Genomic DNA, 25,974 nt, shown 5'->3' on the forward strand with positions numbered 1-25,974 from the left:
CCCCCGTTATGCCTTTTCCACTTTCACGAGGAAAGACTTGAATTCCGGCGTCTGCGAATTGCCGTCGCCGACAGGCGGCGTCAGCGTATTCGTCAGATAGCCGGGTTTCGTCAGTCCCGTGAAGCCCCAATGCAGCGGCACGCCCACCGTATGCACCTTTTTGCCCTCGATCGTGAGCGCCTTGATGCGTTTGGTGACCACGGCGACGGCAATCAGATAACCGCGATTGCTCGACACCTTCACGCGCCCGCCATCGGCTACGCCCACTTCCTTCGCCAGCTCTTCGCCGATTTCGACGAACTGCTGCGGCTGGATGATCGAATTCAGGCGCGCATGCTTGGTCCAGAAGTGGAAGTGCTCGGTGAGGCGATAGGTGGTGGCAACGTGCGGGAAATTCTGCGCGGTGCCGAAGGTTTTGCGGTCGTCCGGGAACACGCGCGCGGCCGGGTTGGACGTGGCCTGCGGATTGTTCGGATGAAACGGGTTATAGCCCAGCGGGTTTTCGAACGGTTCGTAATGCTCGGGGAATGGACCTTCGTTCATGCCGTCGCGGGCGAAGAAACGCGCCACGCCTTCCGGGTTCATGATGAACGGCCCCATGCCGAGATCGGGCGATTCGTCGACCTTGTAATCGGGCACATCGGCGCCCGTCCACGCCGCGCCGTTCCAGCCGATCAGCTTGCGCGTGGGATCGAACGGCTTGCCTGCGGTATCGCACGACGCACGGTTGTAGAGCACGCGCCGGTTCACCGGCCACGCCCAGGCCCAGTTCAGCGTCTGGCCGATGCCGGTCGGGTCCGAGTTGTCGCGCCGGCCCATCTGGTTGCCCGCCTGGGTCCACGCGCCGCAGAAGATCCAGCAGCCGCTGGCCGTGGTGCCGTCGTCCTTCAGTTGCGCGAAGCCCGCCAGTTGCTCGCCCTTCTTCACGAGCACCTTGGTGGGATCTTTCGGATCGGTCTGATCGGCGAGCGCACGGCCGTTGTACTCTTTGGCGAGTTCCTCGGGCGTCGGGCTTTCCGGGTCCGAATACGGCCAACTGAGCTTGAGGATCGGGTCGGGCACCTTGCCGCCATCCTTCTGGTAGGCGGCGCGAATCCGCAGGAACAGCCCCGACATGATCTCCAGATCGCTCTTCGCCTCGAACGGCGGCTGCGCGCCCTGCCAGTGCCATTGCAGCACGCGGCTCGAACTCACGAGCGAGCCGTTTTCTTCGGCGAAGCAGGTCGTCGGCAGGCGGAACACTTCGGTCTGGATCGATGTGGAATCGACATCGTTATAGTCGCCGTACTTCTTCCAGAACTCCGATGTTTCCGTGGCGAGCGGGTCCATGATGACGAGCCACTTGAGCTTGCCGAGCGCGGACAGCGTTTTCGCCTTGTCCGGCGAGGACGCGAGCACGTTGAAGCCCTGGCAGATATAGCCGGTCATCTTGCCTTGATTCATCAGCTCGATGGTCTGCAGCAGGTCGTAGGACTTGTCGAGCTTGGGCAGCCAGTCGTAACCCCAGTTGTTTTCCTGGGTGGCGTTATCGCCCCACCACGACTTCATGAAGCTCACGAAGAACGCGCCGTAGTGCTGCCAGTAACTGAGCTGATTCGGCCGCAACGGTTGTGGCGCACGCTTCTTGATGTACTCGCCGTAGTCCTGCTCGGCTTCGACCGGCAGCGTCATATAGCCCGGCAGCAGATTCGACATCAGGCCGAGGTCCGTCAGCCCCTGGATGTTCGAGTGGCCGCGCAGTGCATTCATGCCGCCGCCCGCGATGCCGATGTTGCCCAGCAGCAATTGCACCATCGCGCCCGTGCGGATCATCTGTGCGCCGATCGAGTGATGGGTCCAGCCCAGCGCATAGAGTATCGTTCCCGCGCGGCCCGGCACCGCCGTGCTCGCCAGCATTTCGCACACCTTGAGGAATTTATCCTTCGGCGTGCCGCAGACCTTTTCCACCATCTCGGGCGTATAGCGCGAGTAATGTTGCTTGAGCAATTGATACACGCAGCGCGGGTTCTGCAGTGTAGGGTCGGTTTTCACGAAGCCGTCATCGCCGATTTCGTAATTCCACGACGATTTATCCGGATACGCGTGCTTTTCAGCGTTGTAGCCCGAATAGATGCCGTCGTTGAACGCGTAATCGTCGCGCACGATAAACGAGAAGTCCGTGTAGTTCTTCACGTACTCGTGCTGGATCTTGTCGTTCGTGAGCAGCCAGTTGATGACCGCGCCCAGGAACGCGATATCCGTGCCGGTGCGGATCGGCGCGTAATAGTCCGCGACCGACGCCGTGCGCGTGAAGCGCGGGTCCACCACGATGAGCCGCGCCTTGCGATGCGCCTTCGCCTCCGTGACCCACTTGAAGCCGCACGGGTGCGCCTCGGCTGCATTGCCGCCCATCACCAGAATCACGTCCGCATTGCGAATGTCGACCCAATGGTTCGTCATCGCACCACGGCCAAACGTCGGGGCAAGACCTGCCACCGTCGGGCCGTGTCAGACACGCGCCTGGTTATCGAATGCGAGCAGGCCCATCGAGCGGGCCACTTTATGCGTGAGATAACCGACTTCGTTGCTGCCCGCCGAAGCGGCCAGCATGCCGGTGGTCAGCCAGCGGTTGACCGTTTTGCCGTCGGCGGTTTTATCGACGAAATTGGCGTCGCGATCTTCCTTGAGCAGTTTCGCGATGCGGTCGAGCGCCTCGTCCCACGAAATGCGTTTCCACTCGTTCGATCCGGCCGCGCGGTATTCGGGATACTTCAGGCGATTCGGACTATGAATGAAATCGATCAGGCTGGCGCCCTTGGGACAAAGCGTGCCGCGATTGACCGGGTGATCGGGATCGCCCTCGATGTGGATGATGCTCGCGGTGGCGTTTTTCGCGCCGTCGCCGAGACCGTACATGAGTATCCCGCAGCCCACCGAACAATATGGACAAGTGTTGCGGGTTTCAGTGGTGCGCGCCAGTTTGTATTGCCGGACTTCGGCTAATGCGTTGTCAGGCGCGAAGCCCATCAACGCGAGGCTGGAACCTGCCAGCGACGTAGCCGTGACCTTGAGGAACTGACGCCGGGACATTTGCAGCATGGTGCGGTCCTCGGCTTTCTGGTTGTGGGTAGATTCAGTATAAGACGTTTTGAGAACCGGATCGCACGACTTGCGCCGCGGCGCATAGCGCGCAGGCGGGTATCGGGATTGCTATAGTCAAACGAAAGGTGCAGTGCCGGCATGGCCGCCCCCTCGTTCCTTTTCGTCGGCTTTTTTGGTGGACTTTTCCGGCCGTTGCGCCGGAACATGCTCGAACGCGGGACGCATAACTATGGCAACCATTTCATCCCGGCGGCTCGAATCGGCCGCCCGCAAGGAAGCTTCCTGGGTCGTCGGCGCGTGCCGGCAGTTCTTCGCGAATCGCTGCCCGTCGCTGGCCGCGAGCATCGCCTTCTATTCGGCGTTTTCGCTCGCGCCCACGCTGGTCATGGTGATCGCCGTGGCGGGCTGGTTTTTTGGCGCCGATGCCGCGCGTGGCGAACTGTTCCGGCAGGTGCATAACGTGCTGGGCAACGACGCCGCCGCCGGCATCACCACCATCGTGCAGAACGCCCATCGCGCGGGCGGCGCGGGCGGGCTGGCCGCAGTGATCTCGCTGGTGCTGCTGGTGGTCGGGGCGTCCGCAACGTTCTCGTCGCTGAATTCCGCACTCAATATGGTGTGGCCGCCGGATGGGCCGCGTACCTCCTCCGTGATCGCGCTGGTGCGGGTGCGGCTGATCTCGTTCGGCCTCGTGCTGGGCGTCGCCTTTCTGCTGATCGTTTCGCTGGTGCTGGATGCCGTCATCACCTTCGTCGGCCAGTGGCTGCTGGGCGCGTCGACCTATCTGTTTATCGGCAACATCGTGCAGTTCGTGGTGGGGCTGCTGGTGCTCGCGGTGGCCTTCGGCGCGCTGCTGCGCTTTTTGCCCGATGCGCTCGTGCAATGGCGCGATGCGATGGTGGGCGGCGTGGTCGCCGCCGTGCTGTTTTCGGTCGGCAAGAAGCTGTTTGCGCTTTATCTCGCGCATGCGGGCATGGCGACGGCGTTCGGCGCCGCCGGCTCGCTCGCGGTGCTGCTGATGTGGCTGTACTTTTCTGCTGCGGTGCTCTTGTTAGGCGCGGAATTTTCGGCCGCGCGTGGCCGCCTGCACGATCCGCGCGGCGCCTGGGGTTTTCTCGAAGAAACGCCGCCGGGCAGCCGCGCCAAGCTCGCCTCGGTGCTGGCCGCCTCGACGATCGCGCCGCTGCGCGAAGCGGCCATCGGCGCGCCCAAAGCGACTGCCGTGCCAATCGGAACCGCCGCTGAAACAGAAAACGGCGTGAGCGCCGGCACGCCGCCGCCCTACGCCGCCGCTCTGACCGCCGAAACCGATTCCACCGGCGCGGCCGACGATCTGCACGAACCGCTGCGCGCCATCGGCCGGGCACGCGCGACGGGCGGGGCGTTTGCGCGGCGCGGCGTGGGCGCGCTGCAGATTCGCCGCTCGGTCGTGCGCCTCGAAGACAGCGCCACCTATGCCGCCGCCCTCACGCTGGTGCAGGCCGGCCGCACGGTCGCGGCCGCCGACCGCTATCTGAAGCGCCATCCCTGGAGTTCGGTCCTGCTGGTCGCCAGCGCCACACTGGCGGTGACCGCCGCCGCCAGCCGACGTCATCCCAGCAAGCGCGACAAGAACTAGGCAAGCGCCGCTCGCATCGCGTCGATCTGGCTTCTTCAGCATCCCTTCACACCGCACTCCTTATTAGAGTGAGCGCGCCACGCATACCCATAAGTAAGCCCATTTAACGGCGCAACCAGGGCACACCCCTGGTTGCTCCATGTTTACCCGTATCCGTCTTTCGGCGAGGTTGCACTTTTCGCGACTTGTAGCAGAAACGACAATAATGCAGAGTCAACAATCCAGTATTTCGAGATCCAGAAGAATGGCGTAATCGCCCGCTTTTCAAGGCCTTACCGGCGGGTGTCAGCTTTTCGCGACACTGATTTTTTTTCAGTTCGGTGGTTTTGCACCCCTGCGTTATTCTCCTTTGCGCAACAGCAACAACTAAATCAAACATCTGCGTGGAGAATTCTGGATGAAACGAGTCGCACTCTCGACCCTCTCGCTGGCCCTGCTGGCCGCGACCGGCGTGGCACATGCACAAAGCAGCGTCACCCTCTACGGTGTGATCGATGAATCGATCCAGTGGGTTCACAACACCGCAGTCGATGGCGCCAACAAGAATCTGTATCAACTCGCTGGCGGCAACCTGTCGGGCAACCGCTTCGGCCTCAAGGGCACGGAAGATCTGGGTGGCGGTCTGAAGGCGATTTTCCAGTTGGAAAACGGCTTCAACATCAACAACGGCAAGATGGGCAGCTACAACGGCAACTCCGCCCTGTTCGGCCGCCAGGCATACGTTGGTCTGACGCATGAGCAATTCGGTACGGTCACGCTGGGCCGTCAGTACGACCCGCTGGTCGACCTGGTTCAGCCGCTGACGGGCGACAACTACTTCGGTAGCCAGTTCGCAACGCCGGGCGACATCGACAATAACGACAACAGCTCGCGTACCAACAGCGCCATCAAGTACACGTCGCCGGTTCTGGACGGCTTCCAGTTCGAAGGCATGTACGCACTGGGCGGCGTCGCTGGTTCGACGGGTTCGGGTCAAAGCTGGGGCGCAGCCGGTACGTACGGCATCGGCTCGCTGAACATCGCTGCTGGCTACTTCCGCATGGACAACTCGTCGAACCCGGCTAACCGCCTGACGACGAACGGCGGCTGGGCATCGCAGGCAACCTCGGACAACGTGTTCCAGGACGGCAGCGTCATCACCGACGCATTCGCATCGGCGAAGTCGGTTGGCATCGCTTCGGTTGCTGGCCAGTACGTCGCCGGTCCGTTCACGATCGGCCTGCGTTACAGCAACGTGCAAGTCAAGCCGGACGGCTACTCGACGTTCCAGTCGACCGAGCGTTACAACGTCGGCGGCGCGTTCCTGGGCTACCAGCTGAACCCGGCACTGCTGCTGGGTCTGGGCTACATCTACACGCACGCTGCAGGCGACACGTCGAGCTCGTACCACCAGGTTTCGCTGGGTGCGGACTACAACCTGTCGAAGCGCACGGACTTCTACGCTGTGGCGGCTTACCAGCACGCCAACGGCACGCAGCCGGGCCAACCGGGCGTGAACGCAACGGCATCGATCGGTTCGTACGGCTACAACTCGGCTTCGAGCTCGCAAGAGATCGTCAGCCTGGGCATCCGCCACAAGTTCTGATCGACAGCATGAGCCGGGCGCATGCCCGGCCGTGCGATGCGATGCTGTATACAACCAGCCTCAGGCGCAAGCCGAGGCTGGTTTTTTATTGGACACGCGGTTTCGTGCTGAAGGATCGATCGCGCGTCTAACGCCAGCGACGACGCCGGCGATTCACCGTAACCGCGCGAGCGCCGCCGCCGCATGCCGGGCGAACGCGTCGGCCAGCGGCGCCGTTTCCTGCCGCTCGTTGCGCGCCACCATTACCGCGACCTCCAGCGCCGGCTCGAAGCGCTTGACGGCCACCCGTGCGCCCGCCACCGCCGCCGTGACCGGGTCGATCAGCGCGATGCCCATGCCCGCCTCCACGAGCGTCACGACCGCCTGGGCGTAATCCGCTTCGACGCCGGTTCTGCGCGTCACGCCACATTCCGCGAATAGCCGGTCGATCCGCACACGTTCGGGCGTGCCTGTCGCAAACGAAACGAAAGCCTCGCCTTCGCAGTGCGCCGCGTTCAACGCGCGTTTGCGTGCGAGCGGATGACCACGCGGCACGATGCCACGCATCGGCCATTGGCCCAGACGTTCGAGCCGCACGCCACACGTCGAAACCGTTTCGCCGACGATCGCCAGATCGCAGCGCTGCGCAGCCACACGCTCCAGCGCTTGCGCCGCCCCAAGCGTGAGCAGGCTGATATCGACGCCTGCGTGTTCATGCGCGAAAGCCGCTGCCACACGCGGCAGAAAATCCGCCGCGAATTCCGGCGCAGCCGCAACACAGATTGCGCCACGACGCTGCTCGCGAATCTGCGCGGCGGCCTGCACGACGCGATCGAATCCGCTGAACGCGCGTTCGACTTCCGCATGCAGCGCATGCGCCTGCCCCGTTGGCCACAACCGTCCGTGTTTGCGCTCGAACAGCGCAAAGCCCACGCTCGCTTCGAAATCGGCGAGCAAACGGCTCACCGCAGGCTGCGATACACCCAGCGCATGCGCGGCGCGCGTGACGGTGCGCGACGCCATCAAGGCACGGAAGGCTTCGACCTGGCGAATGCTGAGTTCAGAACCGGCCATAACATGAGCGCATGAGCTTTAAGAAAACTTCGACCAGGCAGCGTCAAAAGAAAATCAGGCTTACTTACTATGCCTTATATATTGCCCGATATTACAGATATCTGCGCCATAACATCTGAACATAGAACTTACGTATTTCATTTCCCTGCATTTTTCGCAGGCAAATAAAAATCCCCGTGGGCGAAAAGCCAACGGGGATTCCTTGGGTACTTACGCATACCGCAGCCGATTCACGGCCACGGCGCGAGGCGCTTAGCCTGCAGCTGCGTCCTTCAGCTTCTTCAGCGCGCGTGCCTTGACGCGAACGCTAGCCGGCTTGGCCGGGAACCAGCGCTCTGCACCCGTGAACGGGTCCTTGCCGAAGCGCTTCTTCTTCGCCGGCACAGCCTGAACGACGATCTTCAGAAGACCCGACAGCGTGAATTCGCCAGCGCCCTTCTTGTGGACCGAACCCAGGATCGTGTCTTCCAGTGCGGCGAGCACAGCCTTCGTTGCCTTCGGTTCGACACCAGCGCGCTCAGCGACGTGAGCAGCCAGCGAGGCCTTCGTGAAGGTGTCCTTGATCGGCGACAGTGCGCCGGACGCCTTCACGGCGACCTTCTTAGCTGCGGGCGTCTTAGCGGCTGCCGTCTTGGCGGGCGCTGCGGCCTTTTTAGCAACAACCTTCTTGGCCGGGGCAGCTGCCTTTTTGGCCACTTTCTTTGCGGAAGTCGGCATGTTTCTCCTACCAGTGTTGGTCAGTGAATCGACGAAGCACAGCGGGATGCAAATGCTTCATCGGCGGATTCTACAAGCGTGCAAGCGTTTTGCGTCATTCTTTTGCATCGTCGATGCAAATTTTTTGTTTGAAGCCCACCTATGAACACATTTCGACGCCTGTTTACAGGGGTAAACGTGGTCCGGTGCGGCACATGACCGGTGCGCCCTAGCGACTGCGAGGCGGCGTCGATGCTGCGAAAACGCCACACGTATGGCGTTTTTCGCGTTCCGACGACCTTCGCGAAGCACGTTCGGCAGCATCGCAAACGTCGCAATAGTGTCTTTCGTAACAGCTTTTACACGGTGCGTGACGTTCAGCGCATGCTTCACGCCGCCGCAAGATGCGTGGCGAGCGAGTCGAGCGCCGCGTCGATCTGCGCGCTTTCCACGCCGCCATAGCCGAACAGAAAACCCGCCTGTACAGGCGTTTGCAGATAAAACGGCGCGAGCGCATGCAAGCCGACCGAGGCCGCGCGCGCCGCCGCCAGCAGCGCGTTTTCGTCGGCGCCATCGACGAGACGTGCCGCAAGATGCAGCCCCGCCGTGTTCGGCATGACCGGTTCGAGCCATGCGGCAAGCGGTCCGCGCAGATGGCCGAGCAGGCGCGCGCGACGTTCGGCATAGGTCTGGTGCACGCGCCGCAGGTGGCGCGCGAAGTGGCCGTTGAGCATGAAATCGGCGAGCGCGGTCTGCGTCAGCACGCAGCCGTGGCAGTCCGCGGTCTGGCGCGCGCGCAGCAGCGCGCCCTTGAGCGCGGCGGGCGGCACCATGTAGCCCACGCGCAACTCGGGAAAGATGGTCTTCGAAAACGTGCCCACGTAGGCCACGAGACCGGCGTTATCGAGGCTCTTGAGCGGTTCGAGCGAACGCCCTTCGAAACGGAATTCGCAGTCGTAGTCGTCTTCGATCACCAGCGCGCCGTGCGTCTGCGCCCATTCGAGCAGCGCCACGCGCCGCGCGAGACTCATCGGCATGCCAAGCGGAAACTGATGCGAAGGCGTCACGTAGACCACGCGCGCATCCTTCGGCAACTGGTCGACGATCAGACCGTCGGCGTCCACGGGCACCGGCACGACCTTCGCGCCGAGCGCCCCGAACGCTTCGCGCGCAGGCGGATAGCCGGGATCTTCCACGGCGATCGTGTCGCCGGGCCGCAAGGTCACGCGCGCCAGCAGCGCGAGCGCCTGCTGCGCGCCCTGCGTGACGATCACGTCGTCCCAGTTGCTCGCCACCGCGCGATTGAAGGCGAGGTAGCGCGAAACCGCGAGCCGCAGCTTTTCTTCGCCGGCCGGATCGCGATACGCGCCCTGACCGCGCGCCTGCACGCGCAGCGCATCGGTGATGCAGCGGCGCCAGACGTCGAAGGGAAAACGCGTCTTGTCGGTGATGCCGCCCGCGAAATCGCAGGCAAGCCGCGGATCGGGACGCGGCAGCGCGAGTGCTTCGGTTTGCGTTTGCCACCACGGCGGCGTGTCTTCATCGGCAGCGCGCGGTGCGGTGCGCGCGGCATTCGACGTGCCGCTTTGCGCCAGCGCTGCGCGAATCTGCGCATTCGGATGTCCGGGCGCACGCGCGGGCAAACGCTCCAGCGTATCGGCGACGAAGGTGCCGGAGCCGCGTTTCGCGATCAGATAGCCTTCGGCGAGCAGCCGCTCGAACACGTCGAGCGTGGTCTTGCGCGAGACGCCCAGTTGATCGGCGAGATCGCGCGTGGACGGCAGGCGCGTGCCGCCCGCCAGCCGCCCTTCGACGATGCGCTCACGCAACTGGCGATAGATCTGCCCGGCGAGGTCGCGACGGCCGGACACGGTGACATGAAGATCCATGTGGCAACAGGATTCTGTAATGAGGTCTGGCAGGATGCTGGCACAAACGCGTGAAGCGCTGGCAGCTTTTGCGCGTTTTTTGGCGCTTACGCGGGCACGCTCGCGCCTAGAGTGACGATGAACGGTCCGCAACGCAATGCGGGCCGCCCTTCTTTTATCGTCACTTCAGGGCCCTCGCCATGACGCTACAAATCGGCTTTCTGCTGTTCCCACAGGTGCAACCGCTCGACCTTTGCGGTCCCTACGACGTGCTGGCCTCGATGCCGGATACCCAGGTTCGGCTCGTCTGGAAGCATCGCGAGGCGGTCGTTTCGGCAACCGGCATGCGGCTCACGCCCGATACCGTCTTCGACGATTGTCCGCCGCTCGACGTGCTTTGCGTGCCGGGCGGCAGCGGCGTCGGCCCGCTGCTCGAAGACGATGCCACGCTCGCCTTCATCCAGCGTCAGGCGCGCCATGCGCGCTACGTCACGTCCGTGTGTACCGGCGCGCTCGTGCTGGGCGCGGCAGGTCTGCTACGCGGACGCCGCGCCACCACGCACTGGGCCTTCCATGCGCTGCTCGAACCGTTCGGCGCCATCCCGGTGCATGAACGTGTCGTGCGCGACGGCTCGCTGATCACCGGCGGCGGCATTACGGCCGGCATCGATTTCGCGCTGACGCTGGCCGCCGAGCTGATCGGCGACGATGCCGCGCAGGCGCTGCAACTCGAGCTCGAATACGCGCCCGCGCCGCCCTTCGATGCAGGCAGTCCGCATAGCGCGCCGCCAGCGATCGTGGAACGCGTGCGCCAGCAGAACGCGGCGACGCTCGCGCAACGCACGCTTATCGTCGAACGCGCGGCGGCAAAGCTCTAGAACGCGGGCGCGCACCGCTCTCTTGTCAGGGTCGGCCAGGGTCGGCACTTGCTACCGTCAATTGCAAGGATCGTATACATTGAGCCCCGGGCGCGACGTGTTCGTTTCGGGTCGCGCTGCTTTGAGGCTTTTTGCCTGCTTCTCGCCTTGCCTGCATCACAAACCCTGAATCCAGCAGCACACACCAACCAAGAGGGGTATCAATGCGTTCCACCACCAGCAAGCTGACTCTCGTTGCGGCCACCGCCGCTTTCCTGCTCGGCACCGCCGCGCCCGTGTTCGCCCAGGAAGCCAGTGCGCCTGCCGCCATGGCACCGGCCACGGCATCGGCGCCGATGACCAAGGAACAGAAGTCCGCCGCGAAGAAACAGGCCCGCGCGCAGCGCAAGGCCGCCCGCAAAGCCGCTCGCGCGAAGAACAACGCCGAGCTCAAGAAGCTGGAAGACGCTGGCTACAAGCCCGCGAACAACGACCCGAACTACCCGCAGAACCTCCAGGACGCGCAGAAGAAAGCCGCTGCCGCCCAGGGCGCCAGCCAGTAAGTTCGCCGTCGTTCCCGCTGTCGTTGTTTGAGCATTGCGGACCGGCGCATCGCCGGTCTGTCACGAATCCCCGCTACATCCCCGCCCGAAGCACTCACAAGCGTTCATAAGCGTTCATTCGCGTTTTTTCCGCCAGACCGTTACAGCACACCTACGAAGCAGGCCCAGATTCGTTATGGGACGATGCGCGACGTGCCGGTCCACACGGAGCGCAACCCATGAACGCAGCGAAACCCGAGGCTTCCGCCGTCCAGGTACAGAAGAAAACCGGTCCGCCGATTGGGCTGATTGCGGGCGCCATCGCGCTGGTTGTCGTGATGTTGCTGCCGCTGCCCGCGAGCCTGCCCGTAGCCGGTCAGCGCATGCTGGCGATCCTCGCGTTCGCCGTGGTCGTATGGCTCACCGAAGCGGTTTCCTATGAAGCCAGCGCCATCATCATCACTTCGCTGATGGCCTTTCTCGTGGGCACCGCGCCCACCATCGACGATCCCTCGCAGCTCTACGGCACGTCCAAAGCGATCAGCATGGCGCTGGCGGGCTTCTCCAATTCCGCGCTCGCGCTGGTGGCGGGCGCGCTGTTCATCTCCGCGGCGATGACCGTGACCGGGCTCGACCGGCGCATCGCGCTCGTCACGCTTGCGCTGATCGGCACGACTACGCGGCGCATTCTGATCGGCTCGATTGCGGTGACGATCGTGCTCTCGCTCGTCGTGCCCAGCGCTACCGCGCGCAGCGCCTGCGTGGTGCCGATCATGGTCGGCGTGATTTCGGCCTTTGGCGTGGACAAGCGCTCGAATATCGCGGCCGGCATCATGATCGTGGTGGCCGAAGCGACCAGCATCTGGAACGTCGGCATTCAAACGGCCGCCGCGCAGAATCTGCTGACCGTCGGCTTCATGGACAAGATGCTCGGCGCGCGCGTGACCTGGCTCGACTGGCTGATCGCGGGCGCGCCGTGGGCGCTGGCGATGTCGGCGATCCTGCTGGTTCTGGTGCTCAAGATGCTGCCGCCCGAAGCCGATGCCATCGCGGGCGGCAAGGAAGCCGTCGAAACATCGCTGCGCGAACTCGGTCCCATGACGGGGCCGCAAAAACGCCTGCTGGGCGTCTCCATCGGCCTGCTCTGTTTCTGGGCGACCGAAGGCAAGCTGCATGCGTTCGACACCACCTCGGTCACGTATGCGGGCCTCGTGCTGCTGCTTCTGCCGCGCTTTGGCGTGATGGACTGGAAGACCGTGCAAAGCCGCATTCCGTGGGGCACGGTGATTGTGTTCGGCGTGGGGATCAGTCTGGGCACCGCGCTGCTGACGACCAAGGCCGGCCAGTGGCTCGGCGACCTCGTTGCGCATCACACGGGACTCGACACCGCCGGGCCGTTCATGACGTTCGCGATCCTCGCGGCGTTTCTGATCGTGATTCACCTCGGTTTTGCCAGCGCCACGGCGCTCACCTCCGCGATGTTGCCGATCCTGATCGCGGTCCTGCAGTCGATGTCGGGCGATTTCAACCGTCTGGGCATCGCCATGCTGCTCGGCTTCACGATGAGCTTCGGCTTTATCCTGCCGATCAACGCGCCGCAGAACATGGTCTGCCTCGCCACCGATACCTTCACCGCGCGGCAGTTCGCGCGCGTGGGCCTCGTGCTGACGATCATCGGCTATCTGTTGCTGCTGCTGTTCGCGGCGACGTGGTGGCGCTGGCTCGGCTGGATCTGAACTCGCCAGGGAGACCGGATGCCGCGCGCCGATCTGGCGGTTGACGGCGCTTTGAAGCCGCCATGCCATGAAAAAAGGGGCGCATTTTTGCGCCCCTTTTGCGTTACCGCGGCGTGATCGCCGCTCAACGAGTGCGAACGGATTACACCGCCACTGCGCCCACGTAGTTTTCGGCCATCGACATCGCGGCTGCGCGCGAGGTCGTCACGTGTTCCAGTTCCGCGACCTGCAGACGCTGCTCGAACGGCGTGGCGTCGTCGAGGCGGTGCATCATGCGCGTCATCCAGTACGAGAAGTGCTCGGCGCGCCAGATGCGGCGCAGCGCGGTTTCGCTGTAGGCGTCGAGCAGATCGGTGCGGTTTTCCTTGTAGAACGCGTCGAGCGCCGCGGTCAGCACGCGCACGTCGGAGACGGCCAGATTGAGGCCCTTCGCGCCGGTCGGCGGCACGATGTGCGCCGCGTCGCCCGCGAGGAACAGGCGGCCGTGCTGCATCGTCGTCGAAACAAAGCTGCGCATGCCGACAATGTTCTTCTGGAAAATCTTGCCCTCGACCACCTGATGGCCTTCTTCCGAATCGACACGGGCGTGCATTTCGGCCCAGATGCGGTCGTCGGACCAGTTATCGACGTTGTCCTTGGGATCGCACTGGAAATACATGCGCTGCACGTTGGGCGAGCGCGTGCTCACCAGCGCGAAGCCGCGATCGTGGCGCGCGTAGATCAGTTCGTCCGACGAAGGCGGCGCTTCGACCAGAATGCCGAACCAGCCGAACGGGAACACGCGCTCGTAATCCTGGCGCAGCGCGGCCGGAATCGCGGCGCGCGAAACGCCCTGCGAGCCGTCGCAACCCATCACGTAATCGCAATGCAGCGTGTGCTGTTCGCCTTCGTGCTCGAAGCGGATCGACGGCGTATCGGTTTCGATGCCGTGAATCGAGGTGTTCTTGACGCTGAAAAAGAGCTTGCCGTCCGCCGCCACGCGCGCCGCGACGAGATCCTTGAGCACTTCGTGCTGCGCATAGACCGTGATGGCCTTGCCCGTGAGTTCGGTCAGATCGATCCGGCGGCGCTTGCCTTCGAAAGCCAGTTCGAAGCCATGATGCAGCGCGCCTTCGGCCTTCATGCGGGCGCCGACGCCGGCTTCGGTCAGCACATCCATCGTGCCCTGTTCGAGCACACCCGCGCGGATCGTCGATTCGATTTGCTCGCGGCTACGCGTTTCGAGCACGACCGAGTCGATGCCGCGCAGATGCAGAAGATGGGAAAGAAGCAGGCCCGCAGGCCCCGCGCCGATGATGCCAACCTGGGTGCGCATGATGGTGTCTCCATGTTTGCGTGTTGATTTTTCGCAAGTTTGGCTGCGGCAGGCTGTATCGCGCAATGCGATATCGAGAATAGGTACTATCCTGATTTGAGATATCGCTCGATGGCGCGCCGGGCGGAAGCACAGCCTCGCAAACTCGATTCGCGCGCAACGATCTCAAAGCGGGGCGGAATGGAAATTGCTGCGCCACAGCGGTTTGCCGGCGACACGGTCGCGCGCCGGCAAGCGCCCTTCCACCGACAATCACCGCGAGCCACGCCGATGCCGTTTTCAAGCCTGAGCGCCCAGCGCCTGTCCATGCCGGATTTTTTCCACCACGCCGCAGCGCTGATCGTCGCCCTGCCGCTCGCCTGCGCGGCGCCGCTCGCGAGCGCGCAAACCGCCGCGCCGCAGACAGCCTCCGCGCCCGCGCCCCAGCAGGAATTACAAAGCCCGCAAAGCCCACAAGCCGCACCGAAGCCGCCCTCGGAGCTTTTCGGCCAGCTTTATCGCGATGTCGAACTCGCCCAGGTCTTTCCGGACAGCAAAACGTTCGCTGACATGGAGCCGAATACCACGCCCGCGAAAATCGTTTCAGAGTACGAAATCTGGAGCGCGCGCAACGCCGGCATCACCGATCCCGACGCGCGCAAAACCGCACTGCGCGCCTTCGTTGCGCAGTATTTTTCCGATCGGAAACCAAGCGAGGATCACTATGTTTCCGATCCGAATCAGGACGTCGTGAGCCACATCGATACGCTCTGGGACGTGCTGCGCCGCAACCCCGACACCACCCAGCAGCCGTACTCGTCGCTGCTGCCGCTGCCCAGACCGTACGTCGTGCCCGGCGGGCGCTTCAACGAGATTTACTACTGGGATTCGTACTTCATCATGCTCGGTCTGGAAGCGAGCGGGCGGCACGATCTGACGCGCGACGAACTCGATAATTTCGCTACCCTGATCGATCGCTACGGCCATATTCCGAACGGCAACCGCAGCTATTACCTGAGCCGTTCGCAGCCGCCGTTTTTCGCGCAGATGGTGGCGCTGATCGCGCGCCGCGACGGCGACGCCACCTATGTGCGCTATCTGCCCGAACTGCGCAAGGAATACGACTACTGGATGGCGGGCGCAGACGCGCTCAAGCCCGGCGACGCCACGCGCCACGTCGTACGTCTGGACGACGGCACGCTGCTCAACCGCTACTGGGACGCGCGCGACACGCCACGCGACGAGTCGTATCGCGAAGACGTGCTGACCGCGCAAAGCGCGCCACAACGCGCCGCGCCCGAACTCTGGCGCAATCTGCGCGCGGGCGGCGAAACCGGCTGGGATTTCAGCTCGCGCTGGCTGGCCGATAACCGCACGCTCGCGACCATCGACATCACCTCGCTCGTGCCCGTCGATCTGAATGCGCTGCTGGTCGATCTCGAACGTGCGCTCGCCAGGGCCTACGGCATGGAAGGCAACGCGGCCCAAGCGCAGCAGATGAGCGAGCGTGCGCAGCAACGCGCGGCCGCGATCGGCCGAGTGCTCTGGGACCCGCAACTGCACGCCTTCAGCGACTACGATTTCGTGCACCGCACGCTCACGCACCGGCTCACGGCGGCGACGGTTTATCCGCTTTACACGGGCGTGGCCACGCGCTCGCAGGCGCATCAGGTGGCGGGCGCGGTGCGCGCCGGGCTGCTGCGCCCCGGGGGTCTCGCGACCACCCAGGTGGCGAGCGGCCAGCAATGGGATGAGCCGAACGGCTGGGCGCCGCTGCAATACCTGGCCGTGACGGGCTTGCGCCGCTATGGCGAAAACGCGCTTGCGCAGACCATCGCCACGCGCTGGATCGCGACCAACCTCGTCTACTACCAGCGCACGCACAAACTGGTCGAAAAGTACGACGTGAGCGCGGCGGCGGCGAAGGCATCGTCGGCGGGTGGCGGGGAATATCCGCTGCAGGACGGTTTCGGCTGGACCAATGGCGTGCTGCGCGCGCTGCTGACGATGTATCCGCATACGGAAAGCACGCCGGCTGTGCGGGCGTCGAGTGTGCCGAAGGCTGCGGTTCCGGCTCGCTAGAACCGTCACGGCAACAGCCACAGCACCGCACAGGCATGACGCGTGCGCGACCCACACTATGCCAGTTGAGTCGCGCACCGCTCCCGCAGCGCAGCATCGATCATGCCAATGTGCGGTTTTTGGCGCTTTTTCGGCGCTTTCCGGCCTGCTGGCGTGGTGCAAGCCGCCTCGCATCGGCGTATGCTCGAACGTACCCGCTTGAACCCCTCCGCAGAGCGATCTGCATGCTGTACGCCGGCTTGGGCCGTGCGCAACGCGATGGAAGATGGAACCGCGATGAACGCCTCCGCTCCCGCTCCTGGCGCCCCCGGCGCCCCCAGTGCCCCGCAACCCCACGCGGGCCCCAGACACGACTCCTCAGCCGGCCCGCGCATCACGGTCGTCGTGCTCACGCGCAATCACGTGCGCCAGACCGTCGATACGGTCGCGCGCCTGACCGCCTTGCCCGAACGTCCCCATGTGATCGTCGCGGATAACGGCTCGTCCGATTCCACCGTCGGCCTGCTGGCCTCGCTGTTTCCGCAGGTGCGTATCGTCCAGTGTCTGGGCGATCGCGGCATGGCGGGCTTCAATCGCGCCGTCACGCTCGCCCCCACCGAATATGTCGCCTGCTGCGACGACAGCACCTGGTTCGCGCCCGGCGCGCTCGCCTGCGCGACGCTCTGGCTCGACGAACATCCGCAGGTGGGCGTGCTCAATGCGCGCGTGGTCGGCCACGACGAACGCGAAATCCACCCGGCCTGCCTGATGCTCAACGCCACCTCGCCCGGCGACGACGATTTGCCCGGCCCGGCGCTCGCGAGCTATATGCCGGGCGCCTGCATCTTCCGCACCGCGGTGTTCCGCGCGCTCGGCGGCTACGAAGAACGGCTCTCGCACGGCGGCGCGGAAGAACTCGCGGCGCTCGACGTACTCGCCGCCGGCCATGCGATCGTCTATTGCGAATCGGCGCTCGCGCACCGCGAACCGCTCTACCGCTGGCTCACGCGCGCGCAGCACTGCACGCACGCGCGCAATGCCGCGTGGGTCGCGTGGATGCGCCTGCCGATGCGCGATGCGCTCGCCGCCACCGGCCGCGCGCTGGTGGTGTTCGCGCGCCAGCGCTCGCTCGGCCCGGCCGGCTTCGCGCTGTTTCGCGGCGCATTCTGGACCTGGCGCCGCCGCCGCGTGGCCCCGGCACATGTCGTGCTGCTCTTGCGGCAAGTGCGCCGCGCCGAGCGTCTGGTGCGCGCCGGCATACCCGCCATGGCCGAAAAGTACGACCGCGCCGGACAACGCGCGTGGTAAGCTGCGCGGCGCCAAAGTGTAAGTGACAGTAACAGGCGATGGCGCACGGCCGTCACTTGTGCTCCTTGTGCTCTTTCCCGATTACGAAGGACCATGACGACGCCCGATTCCTCGTTGCCACCCGATGCCGGCCTGTCCGCCGAAGGCCATAGCGGACGCCGCTTCGAAGCGCTCGTGCAGCCCATCGAGGATTACGCGATCTTTCTGCTCGACCCGCGTGGCCATGTGGTGAGCTGGAACCGGGGCGCGGCCCGCATCAAGGGCTTCGAAGCGCACGAAATCATCGGCCAGCATTTTTCCCGTTTCTATACCGACGAAGCCAACGCCCGCCGCTGGCCCGAGCACGAGCTGGAGCAGGCCGCCCTGCATGGCCGCTTCAACGACGAAGGCTGGCGCGTGCGCAAGGACGGCTCGATGTTCTGGGCCAATGTGGTGATTACGGCGCTGCGCGAGCACGACGGCTCGCTCGCCGGTTTCGCCAAGATCACGCGCGATCTCACGGCGGAACGCCGTCAGGTGGAAGCGCTGCGTCTCTCGGAGGAACGCTTTCGCCTGCTGGTGGAAAGCGTCAGCGATTACGCGATCTTCATGCTCGACGCCCAGGGCCGCGTGGTGAGCTGGAATAGCGGCGCGACCAACCTCAAGGGCTACCGGCCCGCCGAAATCATCGGCCAGCATTTTTCGGTGTTTTATCCCGCCGATGACATCGCCGCCGACGCGCCCGGCCGTGAATTACGCCGCGCCGCCGAACTGGGCCGCTGCGTCAACGAAGGCTGGCGCGTGCGCAAGGACGGTTCGATGTTCTGGGCCAACGTCACGCTCACGGCGGTTCACGACGCGCACGGCCGCCTGACCGGCTTCGCCAAGGTCACGCGCGACATGACCGAAAGCCGTCGCACCGACGAACTCGAGCATTCGAGCGAGCAGATGAAGCAGTTCCTCGCCATGCTCGCGCACGAACTGCGCAACCCGCTCGCGCCGGTGCGCAACGCCGTCGCCACGATGCGTCTGATGACGGCGCAAAGCCCCGAAATCGAGCGCGCACGCGACCTGATCGATCGCCAGATCGTCCATCTCACGCGCCTTGTCGACGATCTGCTCGACGTGGGCCGCATCACCTCGGGCAAGATCGAACTGCGCGAAGCGCCGATCGATCTGCGCGAAGTGGTCAAGGATGCGCTCGAAGCGGCGCAGCCCTTCACCGCCGCGCGCGGCCAGCGCGTGGAAGCGCTGCTGCCCGCCGCGCCGCTGCCGATGACCGGCGATCACACGCGACTCGTGCAGGTTTTGCAGAACCTGCTGCACAACGCCTCGAAGTTTTCGCCGCCGCAGAGCCGCATTAGCGTCGAAGTGCAGACGGCCGGGCGCGGCGTGCAGATCCAGGTGCGCGACGAAGGACGCGGCCTGCGCCCGGAATCCTTCGAAACGATTTTTGGCCTGTTCAGCCAGGATCGATCGATGCCGGGTCCGGTCGAAAACGGTCTGGGTATCGGCCTGATGCTGTGCCGCTCGCTGGTCGAACTGCACGGCGGCACGATTTCCGCGACCAGCGCGGGGATCGACGCGGGCAGCACCTTCACGATCCGTCTGCCGCTCGAACGCACCAGCGCCACACACGCCGATCTGCCCGCCGAAGGACTGATCAGCACGGTGGGCCAGCCGGTGCTCATGCACGACGAATCGCTGCCGCTGCGTGTGCTGGTAGTGGACGACAACCGCGATTCCGCCGATAGCCTCGCGATGCTGCTCGAACTGAAAGGCCATGACGTGCGCGTGGCCTATAGCGCGATCCAGGCGCGCGAATTGGCCGAGCGCTTCACGCCCGACGCCGCGCTGATCGACATCGCCATGCCCGAGATCGACGGTTACGCCGCGCTGCGTGACCTGCGCACGCTGGAGGCGCTCGGACACACGCTGTTCGCGGCGATGACGGGCTTCGGCCAGGCCGCCGATATCGAACTCACGCGCGCGGCGGGCTTCGAAATGCACCTCGTCAAGCCGGTGGATGTCACGCTGTTCGACGAAGTGCTCGCACGCGCGGCCGCGCGGCGCGCGGCGCGTGTGGGCTGGGTGACACTGCCGCGCTGAATCTGTGCTGAATCTGCGCTGAGCGTGCGCTTGACAGCATGCCTTACGGCATCACCGGCACGAAATCCCGATACTCGATCTCCGGCCCGCGCACCAGAATCGCGGTGGATTCGGGCACTTCGGCCCACGCTTCCGGCAGATCGACGATCGGCTCGGACACCAGCAGATAGGCATCCTCGCCCACCGCCGCAATGCGCGGATCGTCGGGATACAACTCGCGCAGATGCTTGAACGAGGTGCTGTGAAAGAGCGAGCGGGAATTACGCTCGCTCGAATAACGCACGGCCACGATCTGCTCGCCGTCGCTGGCGAACACCGTCATGTTGAGCGCCGGCTCGATACCGTGATTCTTCGCGACCGCCTCGACAAAACCGGCCATGCGTTCGAGCGCCAGCACGGGATCGAGTTCGAGCCCGAAGGTCATCGCCAGATAGAACATCACTTCGGAATCGGTCGATCCTTCGAGCGCATTGAAGCGGCCCGGATCGATCGCCAGCAGCAATTCGCGCCGCACGAGCGGAAAACTGTGAATCAAACCATTGTGAGCAAACATCCAGCGCCGATGCCGGAACGGATGGCAATTGGTCTCCTGCACCGGCGTGTTGGTGGCGGCGCGCACGTGCGCGACGAACATCGGCGCATGCACGGCGCGCGCCAGTTCGCGCAGATTGCGGTCGTTCCATGCCGGATGCACGCTGCGATAGCGGTACGGAATATCGTGCGGATTCTGATACCAGCCGATGCCGAAACCGTCGCCGTTCGTGGTGGTCGCGCCGAGCGTCGAATGCAGGCTCTGGTCGATCAGCGAATGGCGCGCGCGAAACAGCACGGCTTCGAGCGAAATCGGATTACCCGTGTAAGCAAGCCAGCGGCACATCGTTGTCTCCATCGATGAGATTGACGGCCGGCCGCGTCCGCGCGCCGGTCAGTTCGCTGCGTGCAGCCCGGCAATCGGCGTAAGAAAGCCGGTCAGGCCGGTCAAGATGATCTGCACACCGATACACAGCAACAGGAACGACGACACGCGCATGGCCACGCGCGTGCCCTCCACGCCCAGGTAATGCGCGAGACGCGCGGCGCGGCTGTAGACGTAGTAAATCACCAGCACGACGAGCAGCGAAATCACCACCGAAGCGATGCTCGACAGCAGCCACGCCGAGAGTTTGTGCGTACGGTTCGCGTTCAGCGCGATGGCCGTGGCGATCGAACCGGGACCGGTGGTGAGCGGCACCGTCAGCGGAAAGAAAGCCTTGCCGCTCGCCGACCACGAACTGACCGGCTTGACCGCCGGGTCGCTCGCGGCGGGCGGTTCCGGCTCGGGCGCGTTGAGCATCTGCCAGCCGCTCACGGCCACGGCAAGACCGCCGCCGATACGCAACGCTTCCATCGAAATACCGAAGAAATGCAGGATCGGCGTGCCGACAAAAAACGCCGCGAGCAGCACGAAACCTGCATTGGTGGCGACGCGTTTGGCGAGCAGGCGGCGCTCTTCGTCGGTGAGCGTGGCCGTGCGATCGAGAAAGACAAAGGCGATGCCGATGGGGTTGATGATGCTGATCAGTCCGGTGAAACCGAACAGAATGTCTGAAATCAGGCTCTCGATCATGAAGGCGATCCGAAAAACGGGGCGAGTGCTGCAAGTCGTCACTGGAGCGGCGCGCGACTTCTGCGCTGCACAGATCAACGCGTGCCGCCGGGGTGCGTGAAGTGTAACTGGATCGGCGTGCGGCGTGCCCTGCCGGTGCGCTATCGCGACGGCGCGCGCACGAAATCTGCTTGCTGGTGACGCGCTGCACCATGAAAACGCCGGTTAAAAGGATCGCTAACCTGGGATTTTTGGCGGCTTTACGGGGTGCGTTCACGGGCATAGAGTGGACCGATTGAACCCGGTCGCGACGTTCCCCTTTTGCACAAAGGAGTTGCCATGTCACTGAGGTTGCTCGCAGCGCTACCCTTCATCGGCATTCTGCTAGGCGTGCCGTTCGTCAATCACACCGAGCCGCTCGTGCTCGGCATGCCGCTGGTGCTGGCGTGGATCGTCATGTGGGTGGTGCTCACCTCCGTGATCATGGCGATCGTGTATCGCCTCGATCCGGTCAATCGCACTGCAGGCGAAACGCAAGCCGAGGTGCGACCATGAGCGCGCTGATCATCATCGCGGCGGTCACGCTCGTCGCGCTATTTCTGGGCGTGCGTGCGCGGCGCGGGCACGATATGAGTCTCGAACAGTGGTCGGTGGGCGGACGCAGTTTCGGCACGGCCTTCGTTTTCCTGCTGATGGCGGGCGAGATCTACACCACCTTCACGTTCCTCGGCGGCAGCGGTTTTGCCTACGGCAAGGGCGCGCCGGTCTACTACATCCTCGCTTACGCCACCCTCGCCTACATCCTCTCGTACTGGATGCTGCCGCCCATCTGGCGTTTCGCCAAGCAGCACCGGCTGATGTCGCAACCGCACTTTTTCGCGCGCAAATACAACAGTCCCGCGCTTGGCGTGCTGGTGGCCTGCGTGGGCGTGCTCGCGCTCGTGCCGTATCTGGTGCTGCAATTCAAGGGCCTGGGCATTATCGTGACGACGGCGTCGTATGGCGCGGTTTCGTCGACGGCCGCCATCTGGATCGGCGCGGTCGTGGTGACGGCTTATGTGATCGTCTCGGGCGTGCGCGGCTGCGCGTGGAATTCAGTCGTGAAAGACACGATGATTCTCGCCATCGCCATTTTTCTGGGCATTTATCTGCCGATCCATCATTACGGCAGCATGGCCGAGATGTTCCGCGCGATCGACGCGGCCAAGCCCGGCTTCCTCACCTTCCCCGCCAAAGGCCAGAGCGTGACGTGGTTCCAGTCCACCGTGCTGCTGACGGCGCTGGGCTTTTTCATGTGGCCGCATACGTTCGGCTCGGTGTATACGGCGAAGGACGAACGCATTTTCCGCCGCAATGCCGCGATTCTGCCGCTCTATCAGCTGATTCTGCTGTTCGTATTCTTTTGCGGCTTCGCGGCCGTGCTCAAGGTGCCGGGCCTCAAGGGCGGCGCGATCGATCTCTCGCTCTTCAAGCTGGCGTTGCAGACTTTCGATCCGTGGTTCGTGGGCGTGATCGGCGCGGCCGGTGTGCTCACGGCCCTCGTGCCGGGATCGATGATCCTGACCACGGCATCGACGCTGATCGCCAACGACGTCTATCGCGGCGCAATGATGAAACAGGCCGACGACGCCCGCGTGGCGACACTCGCGCGCTTCTTCGTGCCGGTCATCGCGCTGGTGGCGGTGGGCTTCACGCTCAACGGCGGCGAGACCATCGTGGCGCTATTGCTGATGGGCTATAACTTCGTGACGCAGTTGTTTCCCGCGCTGGTTTGCAGCCTGGCGCCGCGCAATCGCGTGACGAAACAAGGCGCGTTCTGCGGAATTCTGGCGGGCGTGCTGGTGGTCGTGCTCACGACCGTGCTGCATGTGAGTGTCGCGCAGCTGATTCCTTTTGCGCCGGATGCGCTCAAGGACATCAATATCGGCTTTCTTGCACTGGGCGTGAATATCGTCGTGCTGGCGGCCGTGAGCGTGGTGACGCAACCGCATACACATGCCGATCACAAACACGCGGGCGCGCATTGAATCGAAGCGGGGCCAACCTGGTTGGCCCCTTTCGCTTTAGATCCGGTCTTCGGGAATACCGCCGAAATCGGCCCGCTTTGCGCGTGCCTGACTGCGCTCCAGCGCGGTAGTCGGCACTTTCTGCAGACGCACACGCATGAAATGCGCGTGCTCCAGCGTGGTGTTCGCGTGCTGGCCGTCCAGATACACCTGTTCGACGATCGCGAAGCGCGTTTCGAACCAGCCGAGATACCAGAACCAGTCGGCGTAATAGATCCACGAATGCTCGTTGAACGCGCGCACGTGCGTGGGGTCTTGCCACGCGGACGGCGCTTTTTCGTAAGGCACTTCCACCAGCATCTGGCCGTCCATTTTCAGCAGACGCAAACAGTTGCTCATCATCTGCGTGAGATCGCCGACGTGTTCCAGCACGTTATTCGCGTAGATAAAACCCACCGAATCCGCTTTCAGTTCGACCGGGCCCGCGAGGCCGCTTTCGAGTTGCAACGGCAAGTCAAGCGGTGCGGAAAGGTCGAGTAGAACGTCGGGTTCGGCGCGCGCCAGAATGTCCAGATTGAGCCAGCCCGGCATGTAATCCCTGCCCGATCCGATCTGCAGACGCTCCGGCTGCCAGCGCGCCGTGGAAATCGCCTGAGTCGCGAAGTACTGTTGCGCATGGTCCAGCGCGGCAGCGTATTGAGCGAGTACATCGTGTGCCGCAAACGCATTCAAACGCTCGCGAGCGGCATCCGCGAATGACGCCGCGCGAAAATCGCCTGCGAAGAACGAGCGGACATTCGCCGCATCGACCCAGAAAACACTGTCTTCGAATTGCGACGGCGCTTCGGTTGTCGGCGTGCGCTCGCTGATAACCGGCGTGCCCAGCGACAGACATTGAAAAACCCGCGCCTGTTCGAAACGCGCGCTTTCGTAGTAGTGGCAGTTGAAAACGGCCTTTGCCTGACGCACGACTTCGTCGCGCTCCGGGCCGAAAATACCAAACGGCAATACGCTGACTTTGCAGCCCGCCGCTTCGATCTCTCGCAATAGCGCCAGCCGCCGCTCGTTCAGGCTGCCGAAGAACAGCACGTCGACGGGCCGCTGTTCGATCGGCATAGCCGCTTCGGAACAAAGATAAGGTGCGTGAGCAAACGAAACGATCGACACCGGAGCGCCCGCGCCATAGGCCGCAATGTTGCGTTCGTCGTAATCGATCACGGCCGAAGTGGACAGCAGGCGCAAATAATCGGGCGAAACCGTTGCGCCGTTCTCGCCCAGTTGCTCGAGGTTCACGAATACGCAGCGATATCGCCGCTTCAGATCGGCATCGAAACCGGCATGAGCGCCGAAAACGACATTGATCGCGTCATGCCGCAGACGATTCTTGCCGATCGTCACCTCGGCGCCCAGACGCCGGAATTGATATCGAAAGAAACGCGCCTGGTCGAGAAAGCCTAAAAACTGGACATTGCTGTCCGGCTGGATGATGCAAAGATGGATGGGCGATGTGGACATGATCGGACCGTTCAAGCGGAAAGGCTCAAAGCGGTCCATCGCGCTGCGCTGTTTCTATCGCATTCGCGCCGTACAGCCTTGAGTCAAGACTCGTTACGGAAAGCGATGATAGTCAAACGCATATCTCAAAACGTTCGAATGAATTCGATTCTGGCTGCTGGCTGGGCAAAATGTCGCAAAGCGTTGCGGCGCATCATCTGAAAATCAATTCGCCAGGCTCGCTTCGCATAGCGTCACGTAATTGCGCGCGGCTTCGTCGCTCAATCCGTTGTGCACGAACGCGTGGGCGACGTCCGCCACGCTCAGGTATTCGCGGTAGCGCCGGTACATGGCGCGCACGCAGTTGAACTTGCGCAGATCGCAATAATTTTTCAACAGCGCAACGCCGCGCGGCGACGCCAGCGTCTGGATATCCAGCGCATCGATGATTTCAAACATCGCGCGATCTTCGACATGCCGCCACATATTGAAGACGCCGTGAAAGCCGAAAGTCGGCTGGCGTGGCAGCGCGTATTCATAGGCGAATTGATCCGCGATTCCAGCGGGCGCAAAGCGAATGCCGAAGTCGGTTTCGAGCGCCGATCGCCAGGTGCTGCCAATCAGCACGTCTTCGCCAACATCGCTTTCGATTACAAACCGGTCGCTGGCCAGCGTCTTGAGCAGTTTCGCGGAGCGCAGCGAAAAGCCGCCGTTGCCAATGTCCTTACCGGTATCCGCATTCGGCCAGCGCGCGCCGATGTAGTCGTATTGAAGGAAATCGCGGCGCCACTGGGACGCATCGGTGACAAAGCCATCCCATTGCACCACCAGAACCCAGGGCGTGGCGATGTGATCGGCCAGGCGCTTGAGCATGAAATGGGAATAGGCGGCCAGCGATGCGATGGGTTCGATCGGCACGATGCGCGCGCGCGTGGGCACGGTGGCGTGCGTAATCAACATCGCATCGGCGAACTGGCACTGGGACAGCGTTATGTCGAGCGCACGCGCGGCGAGATCTGGATTGACGGTATCGACGGCGCAGAGCGTGACGTCGCTCAGATTCGGAATTTGATTAGCAAACTTTGAGTCTTCGTCACGCATG

At 63.7% G+C, this 25,974-nt stretch carries 19 protein-coding genes; 10 read left to right on the forward strand and 9 right to left on the reverse strand.

Going from position 1 to position 25,974, the window contains the following annotated elements; genetic code table 11:
• Positions 1–6 precede the first annotated feature (6 nt).
• The gene (gene fdnG, locus G3N59_RS24990) at positions 7–3,078 is read right to left on the reverse strand and encodes a formate dehydrogenase-N subunit alpha (RefSeq protein ID WP_205985489.1); all 3,072 of its coding nucleotides are present in this window, start codon (positions 3,076–3,078) and stop codon (positions 7–9) included.
• Between the two features lie 226 nt (positions 3,079–3,304).
• Here fdnG and G3N59_RS24995 point away from each other — a divergent pair, with 226 nt between their 5' ends.
• On the forward strand, positions 3,305–4,699 hold the full coding sequence (locus tag G3N59_RS24995) for a YihY/virulence factor BrkB family protein (protein ID WP_205985531.1): 1,395 nt from the start codon (positions 3,305–3,307) through the stop codon (positions 4,697–4,699).
• Between the two features lie 397 nt (positions 4,700–5,096).
• Complete coding sequence (locus G3N59_RS25000) at positions 5,097–6,284, forward strand: porin (RefSeq protein WP_205985490.1); 1,188 nt, start codon at positions 5,097–5,099, stop codon at positions 6,282–6,284.
• 153 nt (positions 6,285–6,437) lie between these two features.
• On the opposite strand, the gene G3N59_RS25005 is transcribed toward G3N59_RS25000, so the two are convergent.
• From G3N59_RS25005 to G3N59_RS25015, 3 genes are all read right to left on the reverse strand, one after another.
• Positions 6,438–7,337 (reverse strand): LysR substrate-binding domain-containing protein, encoded by a 900-nt coding sequence (locus G3N59_RS25005; RefSeq protein WP_205985491.1) that lies wholly within the window; start codon positions 7,335–7,337, stop codon positions 6,438–6,440.
• A 252-nt stretch (positions 7,338–7,589) separates the two neighbouring features.
• On the reverse strand, positions 7,590–8,054 hold the full coding sequence (locus tag G3N59_RS25010; RefSeq protein ID WP_205985492.1) for an HU family DNA-binding protein: 465 nt from the start codon (positions 8,052–8,054) through the stop codon (positions 7,590–7,592).
• A gap of 368 nt (positions 8,055–8,422) precedes the next feature.
• The gene (locus G3N59_RS25015; protein WP_205985493.1) at positions 8,423–9,922 is read right to left on the reverse strand and encodes a PLP-dependent aminotransferase family protein; all 1,500 of its coding nucleotides are present in this window, start codon (positions 9,920–9,922) and stop codon (positions 8,423–8,425) included.
• 179 nt (positions 9,923–10,101) lie between these two features.
• Between G3N59_RS25015 and G3N59_RS25020 the strand changes: the two genes are divergently transcribed.
• From G3N59_RS25020 to G3N59_RS25030, 3 genes are all read left to right on the forward strand, one after another.
• Complete coding sequence (locus tag G3N59_RS25020) at positions 10,102–10,779, forward strand: DJ-1/PfpI family protein (RefSeq protein WP_205985494.1); 678 nt, start codon at positions 10,102–10,104, stop codon at positions 10,777–10,779.
• Between the two features lie 203 nt (positions 10,780–10,982).
• Positions 10,983–11,321, forward strand: coding sequence for a DUF4148 domain-containing protein (locus G3N59_RS25025; protein ID WP_205985495.1), 339 nt, complete (start codon positions 10,983–10,985; stop codon positions 11,319–11,321).
• A 218-nt stretch (positions 11,322–11,539) separates the two neighbouring features.
• Positions 11,540–13,036 (forward strand): DASS family sodium-coupled anion symporter, encoded by a 1,497-nt coding sequence (locus G3N59_RS25030; RefSeq protein ID WP_205985496.1) that lies wholly within the window; start codon positions 11,540–11,542, stop codon positions 13,034–13,036.
• Between the two features lie 142 nt (positions 13,037–13,178).
• On the opposite strand, the gene G3N59_RS25035 is transcribed toward G3N59_RS25030, so the two are convergent.
• Positions 13,179–14,351 (reverse strand): 4-hydroxybenzoate 3-monooxygenase, encoded by a 1,173-nt coding sequence (locus G3N59_RS25035; protein WP_205985497.1) that lies wholly within the window; start codon positions 14,349–14,351, stop codon positions 13,179–13,181.
• Positions 14,352–14,621: 270 nt separating this feature from the next.
• Here G3N59_RS25035 and treF point away from each other — a divergent pair, with 270 nt between their 5' ends.
• The 3 genes from treF (at position 14,622) to G3N59_RS25050 (ending at position 19,787) form a co-directional block, all read left to right on the forward strand.
• Positions 14,622–16,412: an alpha,alpha-trehalase TreF gene (treF, locus tag G3N59_RS25040; RefSeq protein ID WP_241024038.1), complete on the forward strand. Its 1,791-nt coding sequence runs from the start codon at positions 14,622–14,624 to the stop codon at positions 16,410–16,412.
• Between the two features lie 276 nt (positions 16,413–16,688).
• Positions 16,689–17,699 (forward strand): glycosyltransferase, encoded by a 1,011-nt coding sequence (locus tag G3N59_RS25045; protein WP_205985499.1) that lies wholly within the window; start codon positions 16,689–16,691, stop codon positions 17,697–17,699.
• Positions 17,700–17,792: 93 nt separating this feature from the next.
• Positions 17,793–19,787, forward strand: coding sequence for a PAS domain S-box protein (locus tag G3N59_RS25050; RefSeq protein WP_205985500.1), 1,995 nt, complete (start codon positions 17,793–17,795; stop codon positions 19,785–19,787).
• A gap of 43 nt (positions 19,788–19,830) precedes the next feature.
• Here the strand turns inward: G3N59_RS25050 and G3N59_RS25055 are convergent, their stop codons facing one another.
• Positions 19,831–20,664 (reverse strand): class II glutamine amidotransferase, encoded by an 834-nt coding sequence (locus G3N59_RS25055; protein ID WP_205985501.1) that lies wholly within the window; start codon positions 20,662–20,664, stop codon positions 19,831–19,833.
• Between the two features lie 48 nt (positions 20,665–20,712).
• Positions 20,713–21,393, reverse strand: coding sequence for a MarC family protein (locus G3N59_RS25060; RefSeq protein WP_205985502.1), 681 nt, complete (start codon positions 21,391–21,393; stop codon positions 20,713–20,715).
• 318 nt (positions 21,394–21,711) lie between these two features.
• On the opposite strand from G3N59_RS25060, the gene G3N59_RS25065 reads away from it, so the two are divergent.
• A complete protein-coding gene (locus G3N59_RS25065; protein ID WP_205985503.1) occupies positions 21,712–21,927 on the forward strand; it encodes a DUF3311 domain-containing protein in 216 nt (71 codons plus the stop codon).
• Entirely contained in the window at positions 21,924–23,399 is a 1,476-nt protein-coding gene (locus tag G3N59_RS25070; RefSeq protein ID WP_205985504.1) for a sodium:solute symporter, read from the forward strand. The genes G3N59_RS25065 and G3N59_RS25070 overlap by 4 nt, the downstream gene beginning before the upstream one ends.
• A gap of 36 nt (positions 23,400–23,435) precedes the next feature.
• Here the strand turns inward: G3N59_RS25070 and G3N59_RS25075 are convergent, their stop codons facing one another.
• Together G3N59_RS25075 and G3N59_RS25080 are read right to left on the reverse strand one after the other, a co-directional pair.
• On the reverse strand, positions 23,436–24,893 hold the full coding sequence (locus G3N59_RS25075) for a hypothetical protein (RefSeq protein ID WP_205985505.1): 1,458 nt from the start codon (positions 24,891–24,893) through the stop codon (positions 23,436–23,438).
• A gap of 204 nt (positions 24,894–25,097) precedes the next feature.
• Positions 25,098–25,973: a DUF5672 family protein gene (locus tag G3N59_RS25080; RefSeq protein ID WP_205985506.1), complete on the reverse strand. Its 876-nt coding sequence runs from the start codon at positions 25,971–25,973 to the stop codon at positions 25,098–25,100.
• Position 25,974 lies beyond the last annotated feature (1 nt).

This window comes from Paraburkholderia sp. Ac-20340, from assembly GCF_017104965.1.
In the GTDB taxonomy this organism is placed as follows: domain Bacteria; phylum Pseudomonadota; class Gammaproteobacteria; order Burkholderiales; family Burkholderiaceae; genus Paraburkholderia.

Excerpts from the sequence above, each read along its gene's own strand:
- G3N59_RS25030 (WP_205985496.1), top strand. The coding sequence starts at position 11,540 with ATGAACGCAGCGAAACCCGAGGCTTCCGCCGTCCAGGTACAGAAGAAA.
- G3N59_RS25070 (WP_205985504.1), top strand. The coding sequence starts at position 21,924 with ATGAGCGCGCTGATCATCATCGCGGCGGTCACGCTCGTCGCGCTATTT.
- G3N59_RS25035 (WP_205985497.1), bottom strand. The coding sequence starts at position 14,351 with ATGCGCACCCAGGTTGGCATCATCGGCGCGGGGCCTGCGGGCCTGCTT.
- G3N59_RS25065 (WP_205985503.1), top strand. The coding sequence starts at position 21,712 with ATGTCACTGAGGTTGCTCGCAGCGCTACCCTTCATCGGCATTCTGCTA.
- G3N59_RS25060 (WP_205985502.1), bottom strand. The coding sequence starts at position 21,393 with ATGATCGAGAGCCTGATTTCAGACATTCTGTTCGGTTTCACCGGACTG.
- G3N59_RS25025 (WP_205985495.1), top strand. The coding sequence starts at position 10,983 with ATGCGTTCCACCACCAGCAAGCTGACTCTCGTTGCGGCCACCGCCGCT.
- G3N59_RS25015 (WP_205985493.1), bottom strand. The coding sequence starts at position 9,922 with ATGGATCTTCATGTCACCGTGTCCGGCCGTCGCGACCTCGCCGGGCAG.
- G3N59_RS25080 (WP_205985506.1), bottom strand. The coding sequence starts at position 25,973 with ATGCGTGACGAAGACTCAAAGTTTGCTAATCAAATTCCGAATCTGAGC.
- G3N59_RS25050 (WP_205985500.1), top strand. The coding sequence starts at position 17,793 with ATGACGACGCCCGATTCCTCGTTGCCACCCGATGCCGGCCTGTCCGCC.
- G3N59_RS25045 (WP_205985499.1), top strand. The coding sequence starts at position 16,689 with ATGAACGCCTCCGCTCCCGCTCCTGGCGCCCCCGGCGCCCCCAGTGCC.
- treF (WP_241024038.1), top strand. The coding sequence starts at position 14,622 with ATGCCGTTTTCAAGCCTGAGCGCCCAGCGCCTGTCCATGCCGGATTTT.
- G3N59_RS25055 (WP_205985501.1), bottom strand. The coding sequence starts at position 20,664 with ATGTGCCGCTGGCTTGCTTACACGGGTAATCCGATTTCGCTCGAAGCC.
- G3N59_RS25000 (WP_205985490.1), top strand. The coding sequence starts at position 5,097 with ATGAAACGAGTCGCACTCTCGACCCTCTCGCTGGCCCTGCTGGCCGCG.
- G3N59_RS25020 (WP_205985494.1), top strand. The coding sequence starts at position 10,102 with ATGACGCTACAAATCGGCTTTCTGCTGTTCCCACAGGTGCAACCGCTC.
- G3N59_RS25075 (WP_205985505.1), bottom strand. The coding sequence starts at position 24,893 with ATGTCCACATCGCCCATCCATCTTTGCATCATCCAGCCGGACAGCAAT.
- G3N59_RS25010 (WP_205985492.1), bottom strand. The coding sequence starts at position 8,054 with ATGCCGACTTCCGCAAAGAAAGTGGCCAAAAAGGCAGCTGCCCCGGCC.
- G3N59_RS25005 (WP_205985491.1), bottom strand. The coding sequence starts at position 7,337 with ATGGCCGGTTCTGAACTCAGCATTCGCCAGGTCGAAGCCTTCCGTGCC.